Below are 18,670 nucleotides of genomic sequence, written 5' to 3' on the forward strand. Positions count from 1 at the left end.
GAGCCGGTCCTGGTGGGTTCGGCGGGCTCGGCGCGGAGCGGCGATGGTTCCTACCTGGCTTGCCCTGATACTGAGCCGGCGCGCATGGAAGTCGGCACCCAGCGGGACCTCTGGTGATCGGGTGCCGTACCAGGACATCTCGATGACTTCGCCCTCATCGCCCAGCAGGCCAAGACCCAGGGAGAGTCCGGCGGCTGTGGAGGAGCAGTGGTAGACGATGTCGCAGTCGCCCAGTGCATCGTCGGGATTCACCCAGTCAACTCCCAATTGTTTTGCGAGGTCGGCGCGGGAGGCATCCGGGTCCACCAGTTGCAGGCGTTCCAGCGGGAACCGGCGCAGCAGCGTGGCGACGGCAGCGCCAATCATGCCGCCGCCCACGACGGCGATGCGGTCGCCAATGCAGGGCCGGGAATCCCAGAGGGCGTTGACAGCTGTCTCGACGGCGCCGGCCAGCACGGCGCGCTCGCTCGGGACGTCGTCGGGAATGACCGTAAGAGCGGAAACCGGAACAACGTAGCGGTCCTGGTGCGGGTAGAGGCAGAACACCCGCTGACCCACCAGCGCCTCTGGCCCTTCCTCGACGACGCCAACAGAGAGGTACCCGTACTTCACGGGGGAGGGGAAGGAGCCTTCCTGGAAGGGAGCCTCCATCAGGTCGGCCACCTCGGGCGGGATGCTGCCGTCGTGGACCAGCGTCTCAGTGCCTCTGCTGATCCCGGAATACAGTGTGCGAACCAGTGCATGGTCGGGTTCCATCGCGGGCAGGGGAGCGGTGCGCAGCTCGCCGTGGCCAGGCCTGGTGGTCCAGTAGGACTGGCTGTGCTCGGCGGGGGTGCTATCCATCTCTTGATTATGCCCTGCGGGGAAGACCGGTTCCCCAACCTTTTGGCAGTGTTCGTCAGTAGGATGGGGAAATGATTACTGTCAAGGGAACCATCAGCACGCCTCTGTCGCCCTCGAAGGCCTTCGCTTTCCTGTCTGAGTTTGAGCACACCAGCGAGTGGGATCCAGGCACGCCTGTGGTGGAGAAGCGCTCCATCGGTCCCGTGGCTGTCGGCCACCGCTATCACGCGGAGGCCGAATTCCGTGGGAAGCGACAGTCGATCGAGTACGAGGTGACCGAACTGCGTGAGGGCCACATCAAGCTGCGCGGCGAGAACAAGACCCTTGTCTCGTTCGACTCAATCGACGTCGTGCCGTCAGCTGCTGGCAGCGATGTCACCTACACGGCCGAGTTTCAGCTCAATGGATTCCGGCGGGTTGCCCAGCCGTTCCTGAAGCCGGTGTTCAACTCACTGCGCGATCCAGCGCTTAACGGCCTCCGGGACAAACTGAACTCGCTCGTCTAGTTTCGGCGGGTAGGCCGGTGGCTCAGATCAGCAGACGTGCGCTGTTCGATGCGTCCGGCGCTGTCCTTGGGTCTATCGGCGTCGGCATCACGTTGTTGGAAGTGAACGACTCGCACAATGTCATCAATGTGGCGGCGATGGTTGCCGGCCTCACCCTGGTGACTGTTGCCGCGCTGAGCGTGGTGCGACGTCGGCCGTCCTATTCGGGGCCGGCTGACCGCATCACGCTGCTGCGGGCGGTGCTGGCGGGTGGGTGCGCAACGATCGTGGTGCTCTCCCTCGCGGGTGCTGTACCCACCCGGTCCTGGTGGCTGGTGCTGTTGGCTGCGCCAGCGGTGCTCCTCGACGCAGCTGATGGAGCGGTAGCGCGACGTACCGGCACCGCGTCCAAAGCTGGCGCTCGCCTTGATATGGAAACCGACGCAATTCTCCTGCTGGTGTTGTCCATTCCGGTGGCGATGACCGTCGGCTGGTGGGCGCTGCTCATCGGACTGATGCGGTATCTGTACGTCGCTGCGTCGTGGTTTCGTCCGGCGCTCAGACGTGACCTGGGATTCAGTAGTTTTCGGCGCGTCGTAGCTGCCACCCAGGGTGTGGTGCTGTTGGTCATCCTTGTCCCAGTGGTGCCGTTAGGGCTGGCAATTCCAGTGGTTGCCGCGTCGCTGCTGTTGCTGTGTGCCTCGTTTGGCAGGGATGTGGTGGCGCTGGAGCGGAACGACGCCCGCGCCGTCCACCCCTCCTAATGTCGGAGGATTAGCGCTAGAATTGTGTACATGACTACCATGCCGGTTGCAGATGCCCGAGCCCAGCTGTCACGCCTGATTGATGAAGCTGAAGCAACCCATCAACGTTTCGAGATCACCCGTAATGGGCGACGAGCCGCAGTGCTGCTCTCGTCTGACGACTACGACACCCTTCAGGAAACTATCAGCGTCCTCTCCGATGCAGCGCTTCTTTCAGCCCATCGTGAGGGAGTTGCGGCGATCGATAGCGGGGACCACCTGGATGTTGACCAATTAACTCGGGTGATGCTCAGCGCTGGCCGCCAGCCCAAGTGACACAGGCCTATGGTTTGAGGATTTCCGGTCAGGCGGCGCGGGCGCTCGCGGAGGTTCTTCCGGAAAAAGTTGCAGCTGCCGCTTACGAATTCATTGTTGGACCCTTGCTCGAGAACCCTCACCGGGTCGGGAAGCCTCTCAATCCGCCGCTACATCCGGCATGGACCGCCCGGCGTGGATCCTACCGGATTCTGTACTTCATCAATGATGATCAGCGCCTGGTAGAGGTTACAGCGGTCCGCCACCGGGCAGACTCCTACCGAACCTAGAATGTTCGCAGTCCGCACCTGATCAGGGATTACGTGAGCACTTTGGAAACTCACCGCTGAATCGGGCCATACGTTTGGGCAGAGCCCGGTAATGCCCTAGACCGCGTGAATCCGCCACGATGCAGTGTGTTCAGCGCCGGGCTGCAGCACCACCAGGTCTGTTCCCGAGTTGAACGCATCCGGCGGGCAGGTCATGGGTTCGACGGCGAGACCCCGCCTGCTGCCGGCAGGATCCTTCGGTAGGTCTCCGGTATGGACCTGCACCCAGGGGCAGCCGCCGCCAAACGAGACAGCTGCGCCGGAGCCATCAGGCCCGGTCACTGCAACCGTGGCTGCGCCGTCGTCGTAGTCAATGTCGGTGAACGCATGGTCAAGGAACGCGGTCTTGACCTGCCGGGAGGTCCGGAAGTCGAAGTCTCCGGACACGGCAGCCAGCGCGGTAGGAATCAGCCGGTCGGGGGTCACCTCCAGCACCGTATTGGCCGGTATGGTCAGCGTCCATTCATCCACGCGGCCGTCGCCGGCCACCAGGTAGGGGTGGGATGCAACGCCGTAGGGCGCGGCGTCCGGTCCCGTGTTGGTGGCGCTCACAGTGGTGGTGAGGCCGTCGTCGTCGAGCGTGTAAGTGACCGCAACGGTGAGCCGGAACATGTAGCCCTCCTGCGGGACCACTGTCGCACGGAGCCGGACCGACGAGTCACTGTGCTCAACCGTCGCCCAGTCCTCCCAGGCGAGGAGCCCGTGCAGGGCATGGCCGCGCTCGGGCTCGGTGAGGCTGAGCTGGTGGGTGGCGCCGTCGAACGGGTAGCTGCCGTCCACCACCCGGTTGGGCCACGGGGCCAGGAGCGCGCCGCGGTAGTTGGGGCGGATCTCGTCGGCGTCGTAGGAGCGAATCAGGTCACGGCCGCCGAACCGGAGTTCGCGCAGGGACGCTCCAACACTGGCGACGGTGGCGGTGTACTCGCCGTGAGCCAGGCTGATTTGGCGGCCGGACAGGGGAGTGGGAGCTGAGTGATCCATCATGAGCCTTCGGGTAGTTCCAACTCATCGTTGACGCTGAGGCACTCGGAATCCTGGGCGATCACTGACACAGCCGAGCCCAGATCAACCAGGATGGTGCTGGACGGTACCTCGTTGGGATCGAAGAGCACCTCGACCGCCGGGTCGCGGCCGTAGGTGGTGGCGCGCCACACGTCTGCTTCTTCAAGGATGATCCAGTCAACCCCGTTCACTGACGCGCAGGCATCGGTAGTAGGGCCGGGAACGGCCACGCCGCACCGGAGAACCACCTGCGAGGGGTCGCCCCACGCTGCGGTGGCCTGGCTGTTGGTTTCCCGTAGCTCGTTCTCTGCCACCAGCTCCGGCAGCGACACCATCACCGACGCGCACTCGGGGTTGGCGGCATCGATGGCGGGGTCCACGCCGACTACCGGCGTGCAGGCCGTTAGGCCCAGAACGACTACGGCAAGTGGGGCGAGGAGGCGGGAGGCGCGCATTGTGCCAGCTTAGTATCCACTGGTCGGCCGCTGCGCCTCCCAGCTTTCTCCCACAGTTGATAGTTAGGATGGGGAGCTGTCTCACGCAGGGAGAAACGGCCGTGTCACATTATCTTGAAGAACCCGTCCAGCAGCGCGCTCCGAAGAAGCGTCCGGTACGTATTGTTCTCTTTTCTGCGCTGGCGTTGGTGCTGGTGGCTGGTCTCGTGGCCGGCGGCTATCTGTTCAATCTGGCCAATACCTACAACACGCAGACCGAGACCATCGAAGAGGTCTTCCCGGAAGGCACCGATCGTCCCACTCGCTCAGCTGCGGCGGAGGGAGCCCAAACCATCCTCCTGCTCGGCAGTGACGAGAACGGTGGCAGCGGCGAGACCGAGAACCTGCCAGGCGTGCCCAACGAGGGACGCTCCGACACCATGATGCTGATGCATCTTCCGGCCGACCGTGAGGGTGTTTACGTGATGTCGATCATGCGGGACACCTGGACGGAAATTCCTGGGTATGGGGAGCACAAGATCAACGCCGCCACAGCATTTGGGGGAGTACCGCTGTTGGTGCAGACACTCGAGGGCATGTTCGATGCGCCGATCGATCACGTCTCCATCATCGACTTCGAGGGTTTCACGGGTCTGACTGACGCGTTGGGCGGTGTTGAGGTTAATAACGAGATCGCGTTCCAGTCGCGCGGAGCGGATGGCGAGTTCTTTGAGCAGGGCGAGATCACTCTGCAGGGTGAATCGGCGCTGAAGTTTGTTCGTGAGCGGTATGCCTTTACCGATGGTGACTTTCAGCGGGTGAAGAACCAGCAGCAGTTCATCAAGGGCGTGATGGGTAAATTCCTCACCGCTGAGACGCTCACCAATCCGTTCAAAATTTACGAGATCGTGGACCAGGTTTCCCCGTACCTTAGTGTTGACGAAGGGCTGGACGCCACCACGGCGGGTGGTCTGGCGTTGTCGTTGAGGAGCATCCGGGGAGATGATGTGCAGTTCTTCACGTTGCCGAATCTGGGAATCGGCACGTCAGCTGATGGCCAGTCGATTATTGTGAAGGACGACGCCGCAATCGCGGACATTGCCGAAGCGCTGGATACCGATACCTTGGGCGACTATGTCCAGGCCGCAGCACAGTAGAATTAGGACCCATGGGATTATTGATGCGCCGCGCTCTCGCCGGATTAGCCGCGGCCTCGCTGTGTGTTGGAGCGGGTGTAGGAGTGGCGCACGCCGACCTCATCGAGCCGCCCTTGCCAGCTCCGGGTCCCGCGCCGACGACCAACCCGCCTCCTGCCCCTGCGCCGGCACCTGTCCCCACAACGCCGGCACCGCAACCTGCCCCCGCACCACAGCCCGAACCCCAACCGCGGCCGGAACCCGCTCCGCAGCAGCCGGCACCCGAGCCTGCACCCGAGGAGGACCCCGGTCCAGCCGTTGATCCTGCGACCGGTTTCGCTGTTGACCCGGTAACCGGCTACCCCATTCATCCACCCACTGGCTTCTTGATTGAACCCGGCACCGGCAATCTGATCGATCCGACCACGTTTTTTTATACCGACTTCAGGTTTATTGCTGTCACCGGTGCAGTGGTTGATCTGACCGAGTCGATAGAGCCCGAGGAGCCGGAGGAAACTCCCGAGCCCGAGGAATCCGAGTCGGCAGAGCCTGTTAAGTCCGAGTCTCCTGAACCGACACCGACACCGACACCGACCCGCTCAGCGACGTCCTCGCCGTCGCCGTCCACAAGTGAGGCAGCCGTTGTCGATGCCAGTGCCGCCTCTGAGGAGACCTCAATCGGATCCAGTCCGATCACCAGAGTCCTGGTCATCGTGGGTCTTGTTGGCCTGGGCGTGCTGTACTACGCGAAGCTTCGGGGCGGAAATACCACCCGCCCGAAACCGGAAAAGTAGTCAGTCCCACGAGTGACGTTTTGATCACGCTTCGCCTCAATAGCCTCTAGCGTCACATTTGCGCTCCAGCCTCGCCATACGATGAATCGATCATTCGTATCTGTAGGGGGACACAGCATGACCAGAGTGGAATCAGCGCGCCGAGGGGACCAGCCATCGCGTTGGCAGAGCCAGAGCCGGCGCGCAACCGCAGCAGCATCGGGGCTTCTGATTTCAAGTCTCTTGATGGGTGCGGGACTTCCCTCAGTGCCTGCTGTGGAAGACGGTGGCCAGATCACTGGAACGGTCAGCGGCATCGAGGCAGGCGGCAGCGCCTGTGTGTATGCCCTACCGGTTGCTGTTCCCACTGTGCCGCCTGAAGCTCCTGATTCGTCCGCTGCCAGCACACTTGAACCCATCACACCGCCGCCCGCCGAGGGGCCTTGCGTTGCAACACCGGGCGTCGTCCAGTCCCAGCCGGTAGTTGACGGAAGCTACACCTTCGAGGCGCTCGCACCCGGTTCCTACCGGCTCTACCTTGATGATCCACAACCCGATGAATCGGCTGTGACGGGCGCGCCTCAGTGGTTGCCGGGGAAAGTGCTCAAAACGTCGGCGGAAACCCTGACTGTCGAAGCTGGCAACACAGTAGTCGCCCCTGGGGCCACAGTGTTTCCAGTGCGTTCCTTCGCTGATGTCCCGCGGGATCTGCAGTTCTCAAGGGAGATCTCCTGGTTGGCATCCACCGGCATCAGCACGGGCTGGAATGAGAAGAACGGCAGCTCGACGTTCCGCCCGGTCACACCTATCGCCAGAGATGCAATGGCAGTTTTCATCTATCGCCTGGCCGGATCCCCTGAGTACACGCCGCCGATCGTGTCTCCGTTCACCGATGTGCCAACGAAAAGCAAGTACTACAAAGAGATTTCGTGGCTGTCCGCAGAGCGCATCAGCACCGGTTGGGCGCAGGCGGACAAAACTCGGATCTTTCGCCCGCTGAGTCCAGTGGCCCGGGACGCGATGGCTGTTTTCCTCTACCGGTTCGCGGACCGGGCAGACCTCAAGAAGCTGCCAGCCTCGCCGTTCGACGACGTGGCGACTGACAATGTTTACTTCAAGGAGATTTCCTGGCTGGCATCGACAGGCATCAGCGGAGGCTGGAGCCATGGCAACGGCACCAGGAGCTTCAGGCCCTATACAGCGGTCAACCGCGACGCCATGGCGGCCTTCATGAGTCGTTATGCGGTCATGATCAACACCCAGCCATAAGGTGTGCCCCAATCCAAAAAGTGCACCAAATCAGGCCAAAAAGTGCACCAAATCAGGCGATTCGGCGCCCGAGGTCTACACTTGATTGTGATCATGCTTGACCCAAAGCAACCGAGACACGTTGGGGGTGTACGTTGCGCATTTTATTGTTGACGCATTCTTATGCCCCGGAACACAGTCCGCCGCAGAGAAGGTGGACTCAGTTTATTCGTTCCTTCCGCGCTGCCGGATGGGACGTCGACGTCGTTGCTCCGGTGGCGCACGCTCCGCACGGCAGGCGAACACTGCCCCGCAGTGTCGCGGGAAGGCCTTTCCTTTGTTCTCTGGGCCAATATGGCGAACGAATCCGTAGGGTTCCGTTCCTGTGGCACCGAAATACCCGTCTGGGTCGGCTAGGAAATCATCTTTTTTCGGCGGCTTGCACTGTGCCTGCTGCGCTGATGTCCAAGAAGCCCGACGTTGTCGTGGTCACCGTGCCAAGTCTTCCTATCCTTGGGGCCGGCTATGTCGTCTCTCGGATGCTGAAGCGACCGCTCGTTGTCGATATGCGGGACGCATGGCCAGACATCGCTCGGGATGCACGCCTCGTTCAGGGCAGCGCCAAGGGGGTAGTAGAGCGGATCATCATGGCCATTCAGGACCGAGCCGAACTCGTGGTGACTGTCACCCACGGCTTCGCTCGGACGTTGCGTGCGCGCGGACTGCGAAACGTGGCAACTGTGACCAACGGAGTGGACCTGCGTGGGCTGGACAAACTTTCGCCTCCTGCAATGGAATCAGACCGTCTTGAGGTGCTGTACCTCGGGAATCACGGGGAAAGTCAGCGGCTCGACGTGCCGATTAGGGCGGCGGCGCTGGTCGGTAGACAAATGCGGCTGACGATGGTTGGCAATGGGGTTCAGAAGGGTGAACTGATGCAGCTTGCCCAGGAACTCGATGCACCGGTCGAGTTTCATCAACCTGTCCATGGCCCTGACGTCATGGGGTTCTATGGCCGGACCGATAGTTGCATCGTGTCTTTGCGGGATGATTGGAAGTCTTTTGAGACAACCATTCCCTCCAAAACCTACGAGGTCTTATCGTTGGGTCGGCATGTCACAGGAATCGTCTTGGGGGAGGCAAGGAAGATTCTGGAAGATGCCGAGTCCGGCCATGTCGTCACGTCTTCGCCCGAAAAGCTTGCTGAGATGTGGCGCGGCCTGCACGCGGATCGATCGTTGCTTCAGGTCAATGGTGCTGGTCGTGCATGGGTTGAAAACAACGCTGACGTTGAGTCGTTGGCTCAGAATTATATAGATTTGCTGGCTGAAGTTGCTGGAGGTCCGCACCGGTGAAGCTAGTCTCGGTGCTGCGCAACACGCAATTGTTAGGTGTTACTGCTTTTCGTCATCTGGGGGATGACCCATTTCTGCTCTTGCTGCAGGTGTCCCGAAGGATGCCTAGCGGCTTGGTGTACTGGCTGGCAAGTGTGGCAGCTCGCCTGAATGGCGGGCCAGTAGTCCAATCCTTGGCCGCACATCTTCGAGGAGACCAGTCGCGCACTCAAGCTGTCTTGAAGGCAGCCCTCACCAACGGTGGTTCGGCTTCGCGGTCAGCTTTGCTGGCAGATGTTGCCCTCGCCGCCGGGTATCCGTCCCTGGCTGACGAGTTCCTCCTCCAAACGCGGCTAGCCGGCGCTACGGATGTGAGCAGGACTGTTGCCCGAAAGCGATGGTTTGACGGCGATATGAGCGGCGCCATTGAGGTGCTGCAGTCTGCTGACCGATTCAGTGCTGCTGAGCGTCTTGCATCTGAGCGGAGGGTCTTTGAGGGGTGGTCGCCCACGCTGACTCCAGTGAATGGGTATGTCCCCCTCCCGAAAACGGTGCTGCACGTGTTGACCAACTCTCTGCCGCACACGGGTAGCGGCTATGCCCAGCGCTCACATTCGATACTCAAGGCACAGCACGACGCCGGGTGGAGCGTCCACGCAGCGACACGGGTGGGATACCCGGTGCAGGTTGGAAAGGTTTTTGCTGCGGATCTGGATGTCATTGATGGCGTCTTCTACCACCGGGTGCTGCCTGCTCGCCTGGCGAAGGGCTTTGATACCCGGCTGCAGCAGCAGGCCGACCAACTTCTCGCGCTGGCGTTACAAGTTCGACCGGCAGTGTTACACACCACTACCCACTTTGTGAATGGCCTGGTGGTGCGCGAAGTTGCGAAGGCTTTGGGCATTCCCTGGGTGTATGAGGTACGCGGTCAACTGGCCGACACCTGGGCATCGAGTCGTAGTGATGCGGCAAAGAAGAGTGAACGCTATAGGCTCTTCACTGAAAGTGAAGCTCAGGTTATGCAAAGTGCCAGCCTGGTGGTGACGTTGGGTGAGGCTATGAAACAGGACATCGTGGGCAAGGGAGTAGACCCACGCAAGGTCTTGTTGTGCCCCAACGCGGTGGGCGACGAATACCTCGATGAACCGATGGACTCAGGCAATGCGCGCGAGTTGCTGGGACTCCCCACTGACGGAGTGTACATCGGCACGGTCAGCAGCATTGTCGACTACGAGGGGCTCGATGATCTGTTGCGGGCGTTCGGCGTGCTGGTGGTGGACCACCCAGGATTGCGTTGCCTGATCGTGGGGGATGGGGTGGCTTTGCCGTCGCTGAAGACTCTGGCCCAGCAGCTTGGCGTGAGCGCCCTCGTGACGTTCACCGGTCGGGTGCCACGCGAGAAGGCTCGGCTACATCATCAAGCCATCGACATTTTTGTTGTGCCGCGGAAAGACCTGGAAGTGACCCGAGCGGTAACGCCGTTGAAGCCAGTCGAGGCGATGGCGTGCGCGCGGACGGTTGTGGCCAGCGATCTCCCCGCTCTTCGCGAGATAGTTTCGGCTGAGTCTGGGGTGCTGACTACCGCCAGCGATGTCGAGTCATTGGCGTCCGGTATTCGTGAACTCGTTGCCGACGGCGGCCTGCGTCTCGAGCCCCACGCCGTTGCAATGGGCGCCGCAGTACGTCGACAGGTGCTGTCTGATCGCACCTGGGCGGGTAATTCGACGGCCTTGTTGGACGCATATGCCGGGCTGAGGTGTGCCGCCTGATGCCCGCTCCAGACGACGGACGGTCGAGCGGCGTCGTACCGACATCCGTCGATGTTCGGACGCTCATCCGGGTGGGGGAAAGACCCCCGTTTCGGGAATACCTTGTTGCGCTGTGGAACTATCGCCACTTCGTGTTCTTTGATGCCAAGGCAAGTGTCCAATCGGGCAATAGTAAAGATCGTCTCGGCAGCATTTGGCTGATACTGAACCCGGTGCTGAATGGGTTGACCTTTTATTTGATATTCGGGGTACTGCTTCAAGTCAACCGTGGAGTGGAAAACTTCATCGGCTACCTGATCATTGGGGTTTTTCTTTTTCAGATGAGCACTCGCGCGATCTCTACGGGAGCTCGGGCAGTCCCCTCCAACCTGAAGGTGATCCAGGCGTTCAACTTTCCCCGGGCAACCTTATTGCTGTCGGTGAACGTCCGTGAAGTTCTGGCGAGTATTCCAGTAGTCATCACCATGCTGGTATTGATCCTGCTCTTCGAGCCCGTCGAAGACATCACCTGGTTGTGGCTTCTAGTTGTTCCGGCGCTGCTTCTGCAGACAGTATTTAACCTCGGGGTCGGGTTGATACTTGCCCGGGTGGTTTCAAGAGTTAATGATGTGGCTAATGTGATCAGTTTTGCCATGCGCATATGGATGTACGCCTCGTGCGTCATGTTCCCGATAACGCTGTTTGATCCGTATCCAGCGGTACGAACCGTCATCGAATTGAATCCTCTCTACCAAGTGCTGACTATTGTTCGGGAATCCGTGTTGTACGGCGAGGTTCCGGCTTGGGAATCATGGTCAATACTTGCCGTGTGGGCCTTCGGTGCAGTGGCAATCGGCATGATTTATTTTTGGTTCGCAGAGGAAACCTACGGCCGTGACGAGTGAAATCGAGTTCGTTCGCGAACCCCCCGCAATAGTGGTCGACGACGTCAGCATGGTCTATAGGGTTCCCACCACCCAGAACGGATCCGGTGCGGGACAAGGGTTTCTGCGCTCGGTTCGTCGATTGGTTGGCAGCGGTCCGACTGTAGACGTGCGGGCGCTCAAGGGCATTTCTTTGGTTGTAGGTAAGGGCGAATCGGTGGGGATTATCGGCCGCAACGGCTCGGGTAAAAGCACCCTGATGAAACTCATTAACGGACGTGTACCACCAACTTCAGGTGCAATTTATGCATCCTCCCGTCCAACCCTGCTCGGAGTTGGTGCTGCTCTGGTACCCGACATCTCTGGCGAGCAGAACATCATGCTGGGCTGCCTCGCGATGGGAATGTCCAAGAACCAAATCGCCCATGCCTACACGAGCATTGTGGAATTATCCGGGCTTGAAAGTTCGATCCACCTACCAATGCGGACGTACTCCTCGGGGATGGGGTCGCGGCTGCAGTTTGCAATCGCGACGGCGGTAGACCCGGAAATCCTTTTGATCGATGAAGCTCTGAACACTGGTGACGACCAGTTCAAGGGGCGAACCAAACAGAGAATGGATGAACTTCTCGCGAAGGCGGGTTGCGTTCTGCTCGTTAGCCACAGCGTGGGCACCATTAAGGAAATGTGCTCCCGGGTTATTTGGGTCGATGAAGGTGAATTGGTCATGGACGGTGATCCGACCGAGGTCATCAAGTGGTACGGCACCTTCATCAAGCATCTGACCGCCAGAGATCGCGTGGCGGCGATGAAAACCAAGAGACGCGCCATGAACGATCTTGTCGTTCCGCACCTGATATCACGGGAAACCGGGCGTAGGAGTATCGAGTGACGGTGCTCCACATTCAAAGGGTAAGGACAATGCTGTGGCATCTGCGGCATGGGGGTACGTCAGCCGTAGGGGCCTGGCACCGCCGCCAGCGCGCCTCTCAGGGCATCTTCAGCGTCGACAATGCCGAGGGAGCCGAGGGCGCGTGGACTCGGCGCGGAAAGTCACGGCATTTGGTCTTTGCCCCCGCCCAATCCACAGCTAACACCGGTCCCCGGCGGAACGTCCGCGCTGCAATTATCCTAGATGAGTTCTCGGCTTTGGCGTTCTCCTATGAATGGGAAACTTTTCCACTCACCCCGTTGAATTGGCGCCGGGTGATCCTTGAGGAACATGTGGACCTGCTATTTGTTGAGTCGGCCTGGCACGGCAGCTCTGATGCCTGGAAGTATCAGCTGTCGGGCCCCACTGGTCCGTCGGAGTCGTTCAAGGAGATGGTGGAGGGTTTTCGGAACCATGGCACCCCGACCGTTTTCTGGAACAAAGAAGACCCGCCGCACTACCAGGATTTCCTCCCAACGGCGAAACTTTTTGACCACGTCTTCACCAGTGATTCAGACAAGGTGGCAAGCTACACCGAGGATCTCGGTCACAACCGCGTTTTCACCCTGACCTTCGCAGCACAACCGGCGCTCCACAATCCCGTTCGGCCCAGGAAGGGTTGGCACACACGGGATCTTGCCTTCGCCGGCATGTACTTCACCGACAAGTTTCCCGAACGCCGCAGTCAGATGGACCTGCTACTTGGGGCAGCAACGGATGTTTCCGAGTCGATGGATACCGGACTGGAGATTTTTTCCCGCCAATTGGGGGGAGCGGCCCAGTATCAGTTTCCGGAGCATCTGCGGCGCCGTGTAGTCGGATCCCTGCCGTATAGCCAAATGTTGACCGCATACAAGGCCTACAAAGTGTTCTTGAACGTGAACTCGGTGATCGGCTCGCCCAGCATGTGTGCGCGACGGGTATTTGAAATCGCGGCCTCAGGTACACCAGTGGTATCCACGCGAAGTGCGGCCATTGAGGCGCTCTTTCCGGACGAGGAAATTCCGATCGTCGATACAGTCGACCAGGCGCGCAACGTGTTATCGGCACTGGTTCGACAGCGGTCTCTGGGGGACCGACAGGTCCACCGGGCGCAGCGCAGAATCTGGAACGCGCACACCTATGCGCATCGGGCGGAACAGATCCTGGCGGTGGCAGCACCTGAGAAGACTCAACCCGTCACGCTGCCTTCCCTGTCGGTCATCGTGTCGACCATTCGTCCGCACCAGCTGGATCACGTGTTTCGCACAGTATCTTGCCAATTGGGGGTGAGCCTCGAGCTTGTTTTGTTGACTCATGGCTTCATCGTCCCAACTTCAGAGCTCGACGATCTGCGTCGCAGATATCACCTTGAAGCGCTTACAGTCCTGACCGCCCCCGCCAGCCAAAGTCTTGGAGAGTGTCTTAACGACTGCGTTGCTGCGGCGACTGGGGAGATACTGACCAAAATGGACGACGACGATTTCTACGGTCCGCATTACCTTCTTGACCAGCTGCATGCCCTGGACTATTCAGGCGCCGAGGTGGTCGGCAAGCAGGCCCACTACATGTACGTGCAACGGTATAACGCCACCGTCCTGCGGTTCGCACACAAGGAGCACCGTTTCACTAATATGGTGATGGGGCCCACCCTGATGGCTGCAGGCGACGTCTTCCGAAGATTTCGGTTCGAGCAGCGAACTAGGGGCGAAGATACTGCGTTCCTCGAAGCGGTGATAGCGGCTTCCGGTTCCGTCTATTCGGCCGATAAGTTCAATTACTACCAACAACGCAGCGGTTCGGGACACACGTGGCAGGTCTCCGACCAGGAAATACTCACCAATGCAGACATTACTTTCTTCGGAAGGCCTGACTGCCATGTATCGATCTAAGGGGATCAAATGAACAGCATCGAAAAAGTCGCAGTCATCGGCCTCGGTTACATTGGGCTGCCAACCGCCGCCATTCTGGCGACCAATGGTCTCAAGGTCGTTGGTGTAGACATCAAGCAAGACAATGTGGACGCGATCAACCGTGGGGAAGTGCCGTTCGTCGAGCCGGATCTCAACATTCACGTGGCGGGTGCAGTCAGCGTCGGTAGCCTGTCAGCCACTACTATGACACCCGCGGCTGATGCTTTCATCCTTGCGGTTCCAACCCCTTTCAACGCCGACAAGACCGCTGACTTGAGCTACATCGAGGCTGCAGCCCGCGGCCTCGCGCCACAGCTGAAAGGCGGGGAACTCATCATCCTGGAATCAACTTCGCCGCCAGGGACTACCCAGCATCTGGCTGATTACCTTCTTGGGCTACGGCCCGATCTCAGCCTCGACGGTGTGAATGGGAAGCCAATCCTTCACGTAGCCCATTGCCCAGAACGTGTTCTACCTGGTCGCGTAATGATTGAGCTGGTCACCAATGATCGAATTGTCGGTGGTATCACTGACGAGGCAACTGAACTAGCCCGGCAGCTTTACCACGTATTCTGCCAGGGCGATATCCACCTCACAGATGCAGCGACCGCTGAAATGGCGAAACTTGTCGAGAATGCCTACCGAGATGTCAACATTGCATTCGCTAACGAGCTGTCGATCATTAGCGACAAGGTCGGGATCGATGTGTGGGAGCTGATCGAACTAGCCAACCATCACCCCAGAGTTAACATTCTGCAGCCCGGCCCCGGAGTAGGCGGACATTGCATCGCCGTCGACCCGTGGTTTATCGTTTCAGCCGCACCAGATGAATCGAACCTGATTCGACAAGCTCGTGAGACGAACGACGGTAAGCCAGCTTGGGTCATCGATCAAGTGAAGAGGGTGCTTAAGGATGCCGGTAGCAATGCAAAGGTGGCTGCACTGGGTCTCGCGTTCAAGGCGAACATTGATGATCTGCGGGAATCTCCTGCGGTCGAAATTGTCAGGCAGCTTAGCCAGGATTTGTCAGAGTGCTTAGTTCTTGTCGCAGAGCCCCACGTCTCGGTGCTTCCTCGAGCGCTCACTTCGCTCGCCAACGTAGAACTGGTGGAAACGGAGCGCGCCGTGCGGGAAGCCGATGTTGTGCTGCTGCTGGTGGATCACAATGAATTCAAAGAGATGGACCGGTCAGCGCTTGAAGGCAAATCAGTCGTCGACACTCGCGGGATTTGGCGCTGATGGGCCAGCAAGCTGACCGGTTGACGACAGTGGGGAAATCTCATGAGGTATGAGGATGAAGTCCGGTCACAATCAGTAGGTGATTCGGCAAAGCGGGCCAAGTACCTCGCGGATATTGACAGATTCATTTCTGAGCACGAGAAGCTCACGTTGCGCCGAAGGCGTGACGCCAGCGCCATCAAATCGCTGGAGAAGGAGCTGAAAGTTGCGCAGCTGAGCAACTCCAAACTGATTCAGGAAGCAAAAATCCTATCGGAAGACAATCGCAAGCTACGGTCGACTCTTGCTGCTCTCCGCCAGTCCACGCGATTGCGAATCGGTTCGGCGATTGTCACGCCGGCAAGCGCAATCGCCGGGTTGTGGCCAAAACCCGTAAAAAGGACAGGTCAGCCACAGTTGGCGCGTGCGGCGGACATTCCACCCGTAATTGTTCCTGCAAAGTCGAGTAACCAATCGAATCGTCCAATCGCCGGGCACTCTCCCGGTCCGCTATCGCTCCCAGCGGGACCTCTGGACCGCGAAGAGGAACTACGGAAGAGGGTTCTGGAACAACCGTCCAAAGCAAACGTTTATAATCTGCTTTCACACCAGTATTTTGTGCTGGGCCGGGTTGCTGAACCTGCAAAACTGATTGTTGCTCATTCCGCTGTCTGGACAGGTCTAACCGCCAAGGAACGTCAACTCATTGACGCGGTCTCCGGTCTTGACAGGCTCACGAGAAATCCCCCGGATCTTCCACCGAGCCAGAGTAGCCCCGGCTATCAAGTTGAGCGGGGACGGATCCTTTATTGCGCACACAGCGTTTCGCCCTACAACTCAAACGGCTATTCGACACGCACGGCGGGTCTGGTAAAGGGCTTGGCCCAGGCCGGGGCGAACATCGTGATTGCCGCCCGGCCTGGCTATCCCTGGGACATTAAAACCGACATAGCACCCAAGTCTCTTTCCAGCTATACCGAAGTCATCAATGGAATAGAACACTTTTTTAGCCACGGACCAACCTGGACGCAAGGCCCGCTCGACCATTTCATCCAGCAGGCGGCCGACAGTTACGTCCAGATTGCCATTCGAAACCGCGTCGAAACCATTCAGGCTGCATCAAATCATGTGACTGCGCTACCCGCTCTCATTGCGGCCCGACGCCTCGGTATACCCTTCGTTTACGAGGTGCGGGGACTGTGGGAAATCACCGAATCCTCAACGAAAGCCCATTGGGTCCAGTCAGACCGATTCAACTTCTCCAAACAGATGGAGACCCTCGTCGCGGGTAACTCGGACTCTGTGTTTGCGATAACCCCTCAGGTGAGGGACGAACTGGTCAATAGAGGCGTAGCGCCGGAAAAAATCTTGATTCTCCCAAACGCGGTCGATACTGACGAGTTCAGTGACATGCCGCAACACCTCGCTACCCGCACCAAGCTCGGGCTGGATGACGGTACTCCTGTAATTGGTTACGCTGGAAGCCTGGTGGAGTACGAAGGTCTCAGCACCCTATTAGATGCCTTCAAGCTACTTATCTTGAAGGGTATCCGCGTCCGAATGGTAGTTGTCGGCGATGGAGCTACCCTACCCAAACTGAAGAGCCAAGCCGAGCAATTGGGGATCGCTGAGTTCATCAGTTTCACTGGAAGGATTCCCGCCGAAGAGATACCTGCCTTCATCAGCGTTTTCGACATTATGCCGTGTCCCCGAATGATCCTGCCGGTCACGGAAATGGTATCTCCGATTAAGCCCCTGGAGGCCATGGCGGCGGGCAAAGCTGTTGTTTTGTCTGACCTTGCGCCCCTCCGGGAGCTGGCAGGCGAGGACGGTGAGCGTGCACGACTTTTCCCGTCGGGTGATCCGAATGGTCTGGCTGATGTTTTGGAGGATCTCCTCAACGACCCAGCCGAAAGGCAAGCAATGGGCCGCCGGGCGAGGCTGTGGGTGGTCAGTGAAAGGACCTGGAAAAGGGTAGGCGGAATCGCCTGGCGTTCCCGCGGAACAACGGGGGCTGTGTCCAGGTCCCCTCGCAAATTATCCGAGCTCACGCTAGGGATTATTGCCGATGAGTTCACCCGCGCAGGCCTTCAGCCGGACATTTCACTGGTTGAAGTTCATCCGGACCGTTGGAAAGCCGAACTTGAGTCCAGCTCTATCGATGCGATGTTCGTTGAATCCGCGTGGGACGGCAATGAGGGCACGTGGCGAGGGAAGGTGGGTTATTACGATGACGAATCGTTTGCCGACTTGCTGGCGCTCCTCGACCACTGCCGCGAACACTCCATTCCGACTATTTTCTGGAACAAAGAGGACCCGGTCCACTTCAACCGTTTCAAAAAAACTGCGACGCATTTTGACCATGTCTTCACGAGCGATGACGAATCAATTCCCGGCTACCTCCAGTCCGGCAATCCGTCCGTGAAGTCCGTTGCATCGTTGCCTTTTTACGCACAGCCTCGGCTTCATAATCCCCTCCCCGGGGCCAAAGCCTACTCGCACACGGTTAGTTATGCTGGCTCCTATTACGGTGATCGCTACAAGAAACGCTCGGATCAGCTTCACGGTCTATTGGCCGCTGCCCTCACCCCTGGGCTGACCATCTACGATCGGCAGCACTTGAATCCGGACAGCCCCTATAGGTTTCCTCCCGATCTCGCACCCTATGTCAGCGGGGGCTTGACCTACACCGAGATGCTTGATGCATACAAGGCGCACCCTGTTCACGTGAACGTGAACTCAGTGGAACAGTCTGGCACTATGTTCTCTCGCCGGGTCTTCGAAGTGGCTGCCTGCGGTGGAGCAGTAATCAGTGGGCCGGGCCGGGGAATTGAACACGTTTTCGGAAGTATCATCCCGATAGTGCAGGATCAACCGGGTGCCCGGGATCTCATCACCTATTGGATGGAAAACGAGCACGCACGGAATGACGACGCATGGCTGGCGATGCGCGCAGTCTTTCGCAGTCATACAGCGGCCCATCGCCTGACGTACGTTCTGAGGACAGCGGGCCTACATGTAGCAGCACCCTCCCTCGACAAGTACGCACTTCGCGTGCCGGAGGTCACCCCAGAGATCATCAGAGTGCTCGAGGCTCAGAGTGTTCGCCCAACTTTGCTGTTGACTGATACCAAATCCGGTTCGCCGCACCCTGTCGACGGAATTGCTATCGAGACGATGAACCCGATCGATTCTCGGGCCCTCCTCGACGCTGGGATCACCCTTATTGGGGATGCCCCCGTTGCCCCTATTGACCGCACCTTCTACGAAGATCTACTCACATCGAGAAAGTATCTCGCATGGGAATCGGCCCGTATCGAATCCGGACACACTGGTGAACGCGGTCAAGGACTAG

At 59.2% G+C, this 18,670-nt stretch carries 17 protein-coding genes; 14 read left to right on the forward strand and 3 right to left on the reverse strand.

Annotation, left to right across the window (positions count from 1 at the left end; genetic code table 11):
- Positions 1 to 843: zinc-dependent alcohol dehydrogenase (locus tag Y703_RS18745; protein WP_035764296.1), on the reverse strand; the 843-nt coding region annotated here is incomplete at its 3' end.
- A 71-nt stretch (positions 844 to 914) separates the two neighbouring features.
- On the opposite strand from Y703_RS18745, the gene Y703_RS0108350 reads away from it, so the two are divergent.
- From Y703_RS0108350 to Y703_RS0108365, 4 genes are read left to right on the forward strand one after another with little or no spacing between them, the layout of a single operon-like run.
- Positions 915 to 1,349, forward strand: a complete 435-nt coding sequence (locus Y703_RS0108350; RefSeq protein WP_026552351.1) for an SRPBCC family protein — start codon at positions 915 to 917, stop codon at positions 1,347 to 1,349.
- Positions 1,350 to 1,366: 17 nt separating this feature from the next.
- Positions 1,367 to 2,092 (forward strand): CDP-alcohol phosphatidyltransferase family protein, encoded by a 726-nt coding sequence (locus Y703_RS0108355; protein ID WP_026552352.1) that lies wholly within the window; start codon positions 1,367 to 1,369, stop codon positions 2,090 to 2,092.
- Between the two features lie 30 nt (positions 2,093 to 2,122).
- Positions 2,123 to 2,407: a type II toxin-antitoxin system Phd/YefM family antitoxin gene (locus Y703_RS0108360; RefSeq protein ID WP_216698876.1), complete on the forward strand. Its 285-nt coding sequence runs from the start codon at positions 2,123 to 2,125 to the stop codon at positions 2,405 to 2,407.
- The gene (locus Y703_RS0108365) at positions 2,404 to 2,676 is read left to right on the forward strand and encodes a type II toxin-antitoxin system RelE family toxin (protein ID WP_026552354.1); all 273 of its coding nucleotides are present in this window, start codon (positions 2,404 to 2,406) and stop codon (positions 2,674 to 2,676) included. The genes Y703_RS0108360 and Y703_RS0108365 overlap by 4 nt, the downstream gene beginning before the upstream one ends.
- A gap of 96 nt (positions 2,677 to 2,772) precedes the next feature.
- On the opposite strand, the gene Y703_RS0108370 is transcribed toward Y703_RS0108365, so the two are convergent.
- Entirely contained in the window at positions 2,773 to 3,696 is a 924-nt protein-coding gene (locus tag Y703_RS0108370) for an aldose 1-epimerase family protein (RefSeq protein ID WP_155849448.1), read from the reverse strand.
- Positions 3,696 to 4,172 carry a DUF3515 domain-containing protein gene (locus Y703_RS0108375; protein WP_026552356.1) on the reverse strand — a complete coding sequence of 159 codons (477 nt, stop codon included), beginning with the start codon at positions 4,170 to 4,172 and terminating at the stop codon, positions 3,696 to 3,698. The genes Y703_RS0108370 and Y703_RS0108375 overlap by 1 nt, the downstream gene beginning before the upstream one ends.
- Positions 4,173 to 4,273: 101 nt before the next feature.
- Between Y703_RS0108375 and Y703_RS0108380 the strand changes: the two genes are divergently transcribed.
- The 10 genes from Y703_RS0108380 to Y703_RS18770 form a co-directional block, all read left to right on the forward strand.
- Positions 4,274 to 5,308: an LCP family protein gene (locus tag Y703_RS0108380; RefSeq protein WP_026552357.1), complete on the forward strand. Its 1,035-nt coding sequence runs from the start codon at positions 4,274 to 4,276 to the stop codon at positions 5,306 to 5,308.
- Positions 5,309 to 5,673: 365 nt separating this feature from the next.
- The gene (locus Y703_RS22025; protein WP_155849446.1) at positions 5,674 to 6,081 is read left to right on the forward strand and encodes a hypothetical protein; all 408 of its coding nucleotides are present in this window, start codon (positions 5,674 to 5,676) and stop codon (positions 6,079 to 6,081) included.
- A gap of 246 nt (positions 6,082 to 6,327) precedes the next feature.
- Positions 6,328 to 7,329: an S-layer homology domain-containing protein gene (locus Y703_RS20785; RefSeq protein WP_162148873.1), complete on the forward strand. Its 1,002-nt coding sequence runs from the start codon at positions 6,328 to 6,330 to the stop codon at positions 7,327 to 7,329.
- 149 nt (positions 7,330 to 7,478) lie between these two features.
- On the forward strand, positions 7,479 to 8,663 hold the full coding sequence (locus tag Y703_RS18755) for a glycosyltransferase family 4 protein (protein ID WP_253907974.1): 1,185 nt from the start codon (positions 7,479 to 7,481) through the stop codon (positions 8,661 to 8,663).
- 218 nt (positions 8,664 to 8,881) lie between these two features.
- The gene (locus tag Y703_RS18760; protein WP_253907972.1) at positions 8,882 to 10,411 is read left to right on the forward strand and encodes a glycosyltransferase family 4 protein; all 1,530 of its coding nucleotides are present in this window, start codon (positions 8,882 to 8,884) and stop codon (positions 10,409 to 10,411) included.
- Entirely contained in the window at positions 10,411 to 11,295 is an 885-nt protein-coding gene (locus tag Y703_RS0108405; protein ID WP_026552360.1) for an ABC transporter permease, read from the forward strand. Before Y703_RS18760 ends, Y703_RS0108405 begins: the two co-directional genes overlap by 1 nt.
- 148 nt (positions 11,296 to 11,443) lie before the next feature.
- On the forward strand, positions 11,444 to 12,166 hold the full coding sequence (locus Y703_RS18765) for an ABC transporter ATP-binding protein (protein ID WP_253907973.1): 723 nt from the start codon (positions 11,444 to 11,446) through the stop codon (positions 12,164 to 12,166).
- A 29-nt stretch (positions 12,167 to 12,195) separates the two neighbouring features.
- Positions 12,196 to 14,076 carry a glycosyltransferase gene (locus Y703_RS0108415; RefSeq protein WP_051427411.1) on the forward strand — a complete coding sequence of 627 codons (1,881 nt, stop codon included), beginning with the start codon at positions 12,196 to 12,198 and terminating at the stop codon, positions 14,074 to 14,076.
- A 9-nt stretch (positions 14,077 to 14,085) separates the two neighbouring features.
- Positions 14,086 to 15,336, forward strand: coding sequence for a UDP-N-acetyl-D-mannosamine dehydrogenase (gene wecC / locus Y703_RS0108420; RefSeq protein WP_026552362.1), 1,251 nt, complete (start codon positions 14,086 to 14,088; stop codon positions 15,334 to 15,336).
- 42 nt (positions 15,337 to 15,378) lie between these two features.
- The coding region (locus tag Y703_RS18770; RefSeq protein WP_051427412.1) for a glycosyltransferase at positions 15,379 to 18,670 on the forward strand (3,292 nt) is incomplete at its 3' end.

It is taken from the genome of Arthrobacter sp. H20, assembly GCF_000520515.1.
Taxonomy (GTDB): domain Bacteria; phylum Actinomycetota; class Actinomycetes; order Actinomycetales; family Micrococcaceae; genus Arthrobacter_D.

Excerpts from the sequence above, each read along its gene's own strand:
- Y703_RS0108350 (WP_026552351.1), top strand. The coding sequence starts at position 915 with ATGATTACTGTCAAGGGAACCATCAGCACGCCTCTGTCGCCCTCGAAG.
- Y703_RS0108360 (WP_216698876.1), top strand. The coding sequence starts at position 2,123 with ATGACTACCATGCCGGTTGCAGATGCCCGAGCCCAGCTGTCACGCCTG.
- Y703_RS0108370 (WP_155849448.1), bottom strand. The coding sequence starts at position 3,696 with ATGGATCACTCAGCTCCCACTCCCCTGTCCGGCCGCCAAATCAGCCTG.
- Y703_RS0108375 (WP_026552356.1), bottom strand. The coding sequence starts at position 4,172 with ATGCGCGCCTCCCGCCTCCTCGCCCCACTTGCCGTAGTCGTTCTGGGC.
- Y703_RS0108405 (WP_026552360.1), top strand. The coding sequence starts at position 10,411 with ATGCCCGCTCCAGACGACGGACGGTCGAGCGGCGTCGTACCGACATCC.
- Y703_RS0108415 (WP_051427411.1), top strand. The coding sequence starts at position 12,196 with ATGCTGTGGCATCTGCGGCATGGGGGTACGTCAGCCGTAGGGGCCTGG.
- wecC (WP_026552362.1), top strand. The coding sequence starts at position 14,086 with ATGAACAGCATCGAAAAAGTCGCAGTCATCGGCCTCGGTTACATTGGG.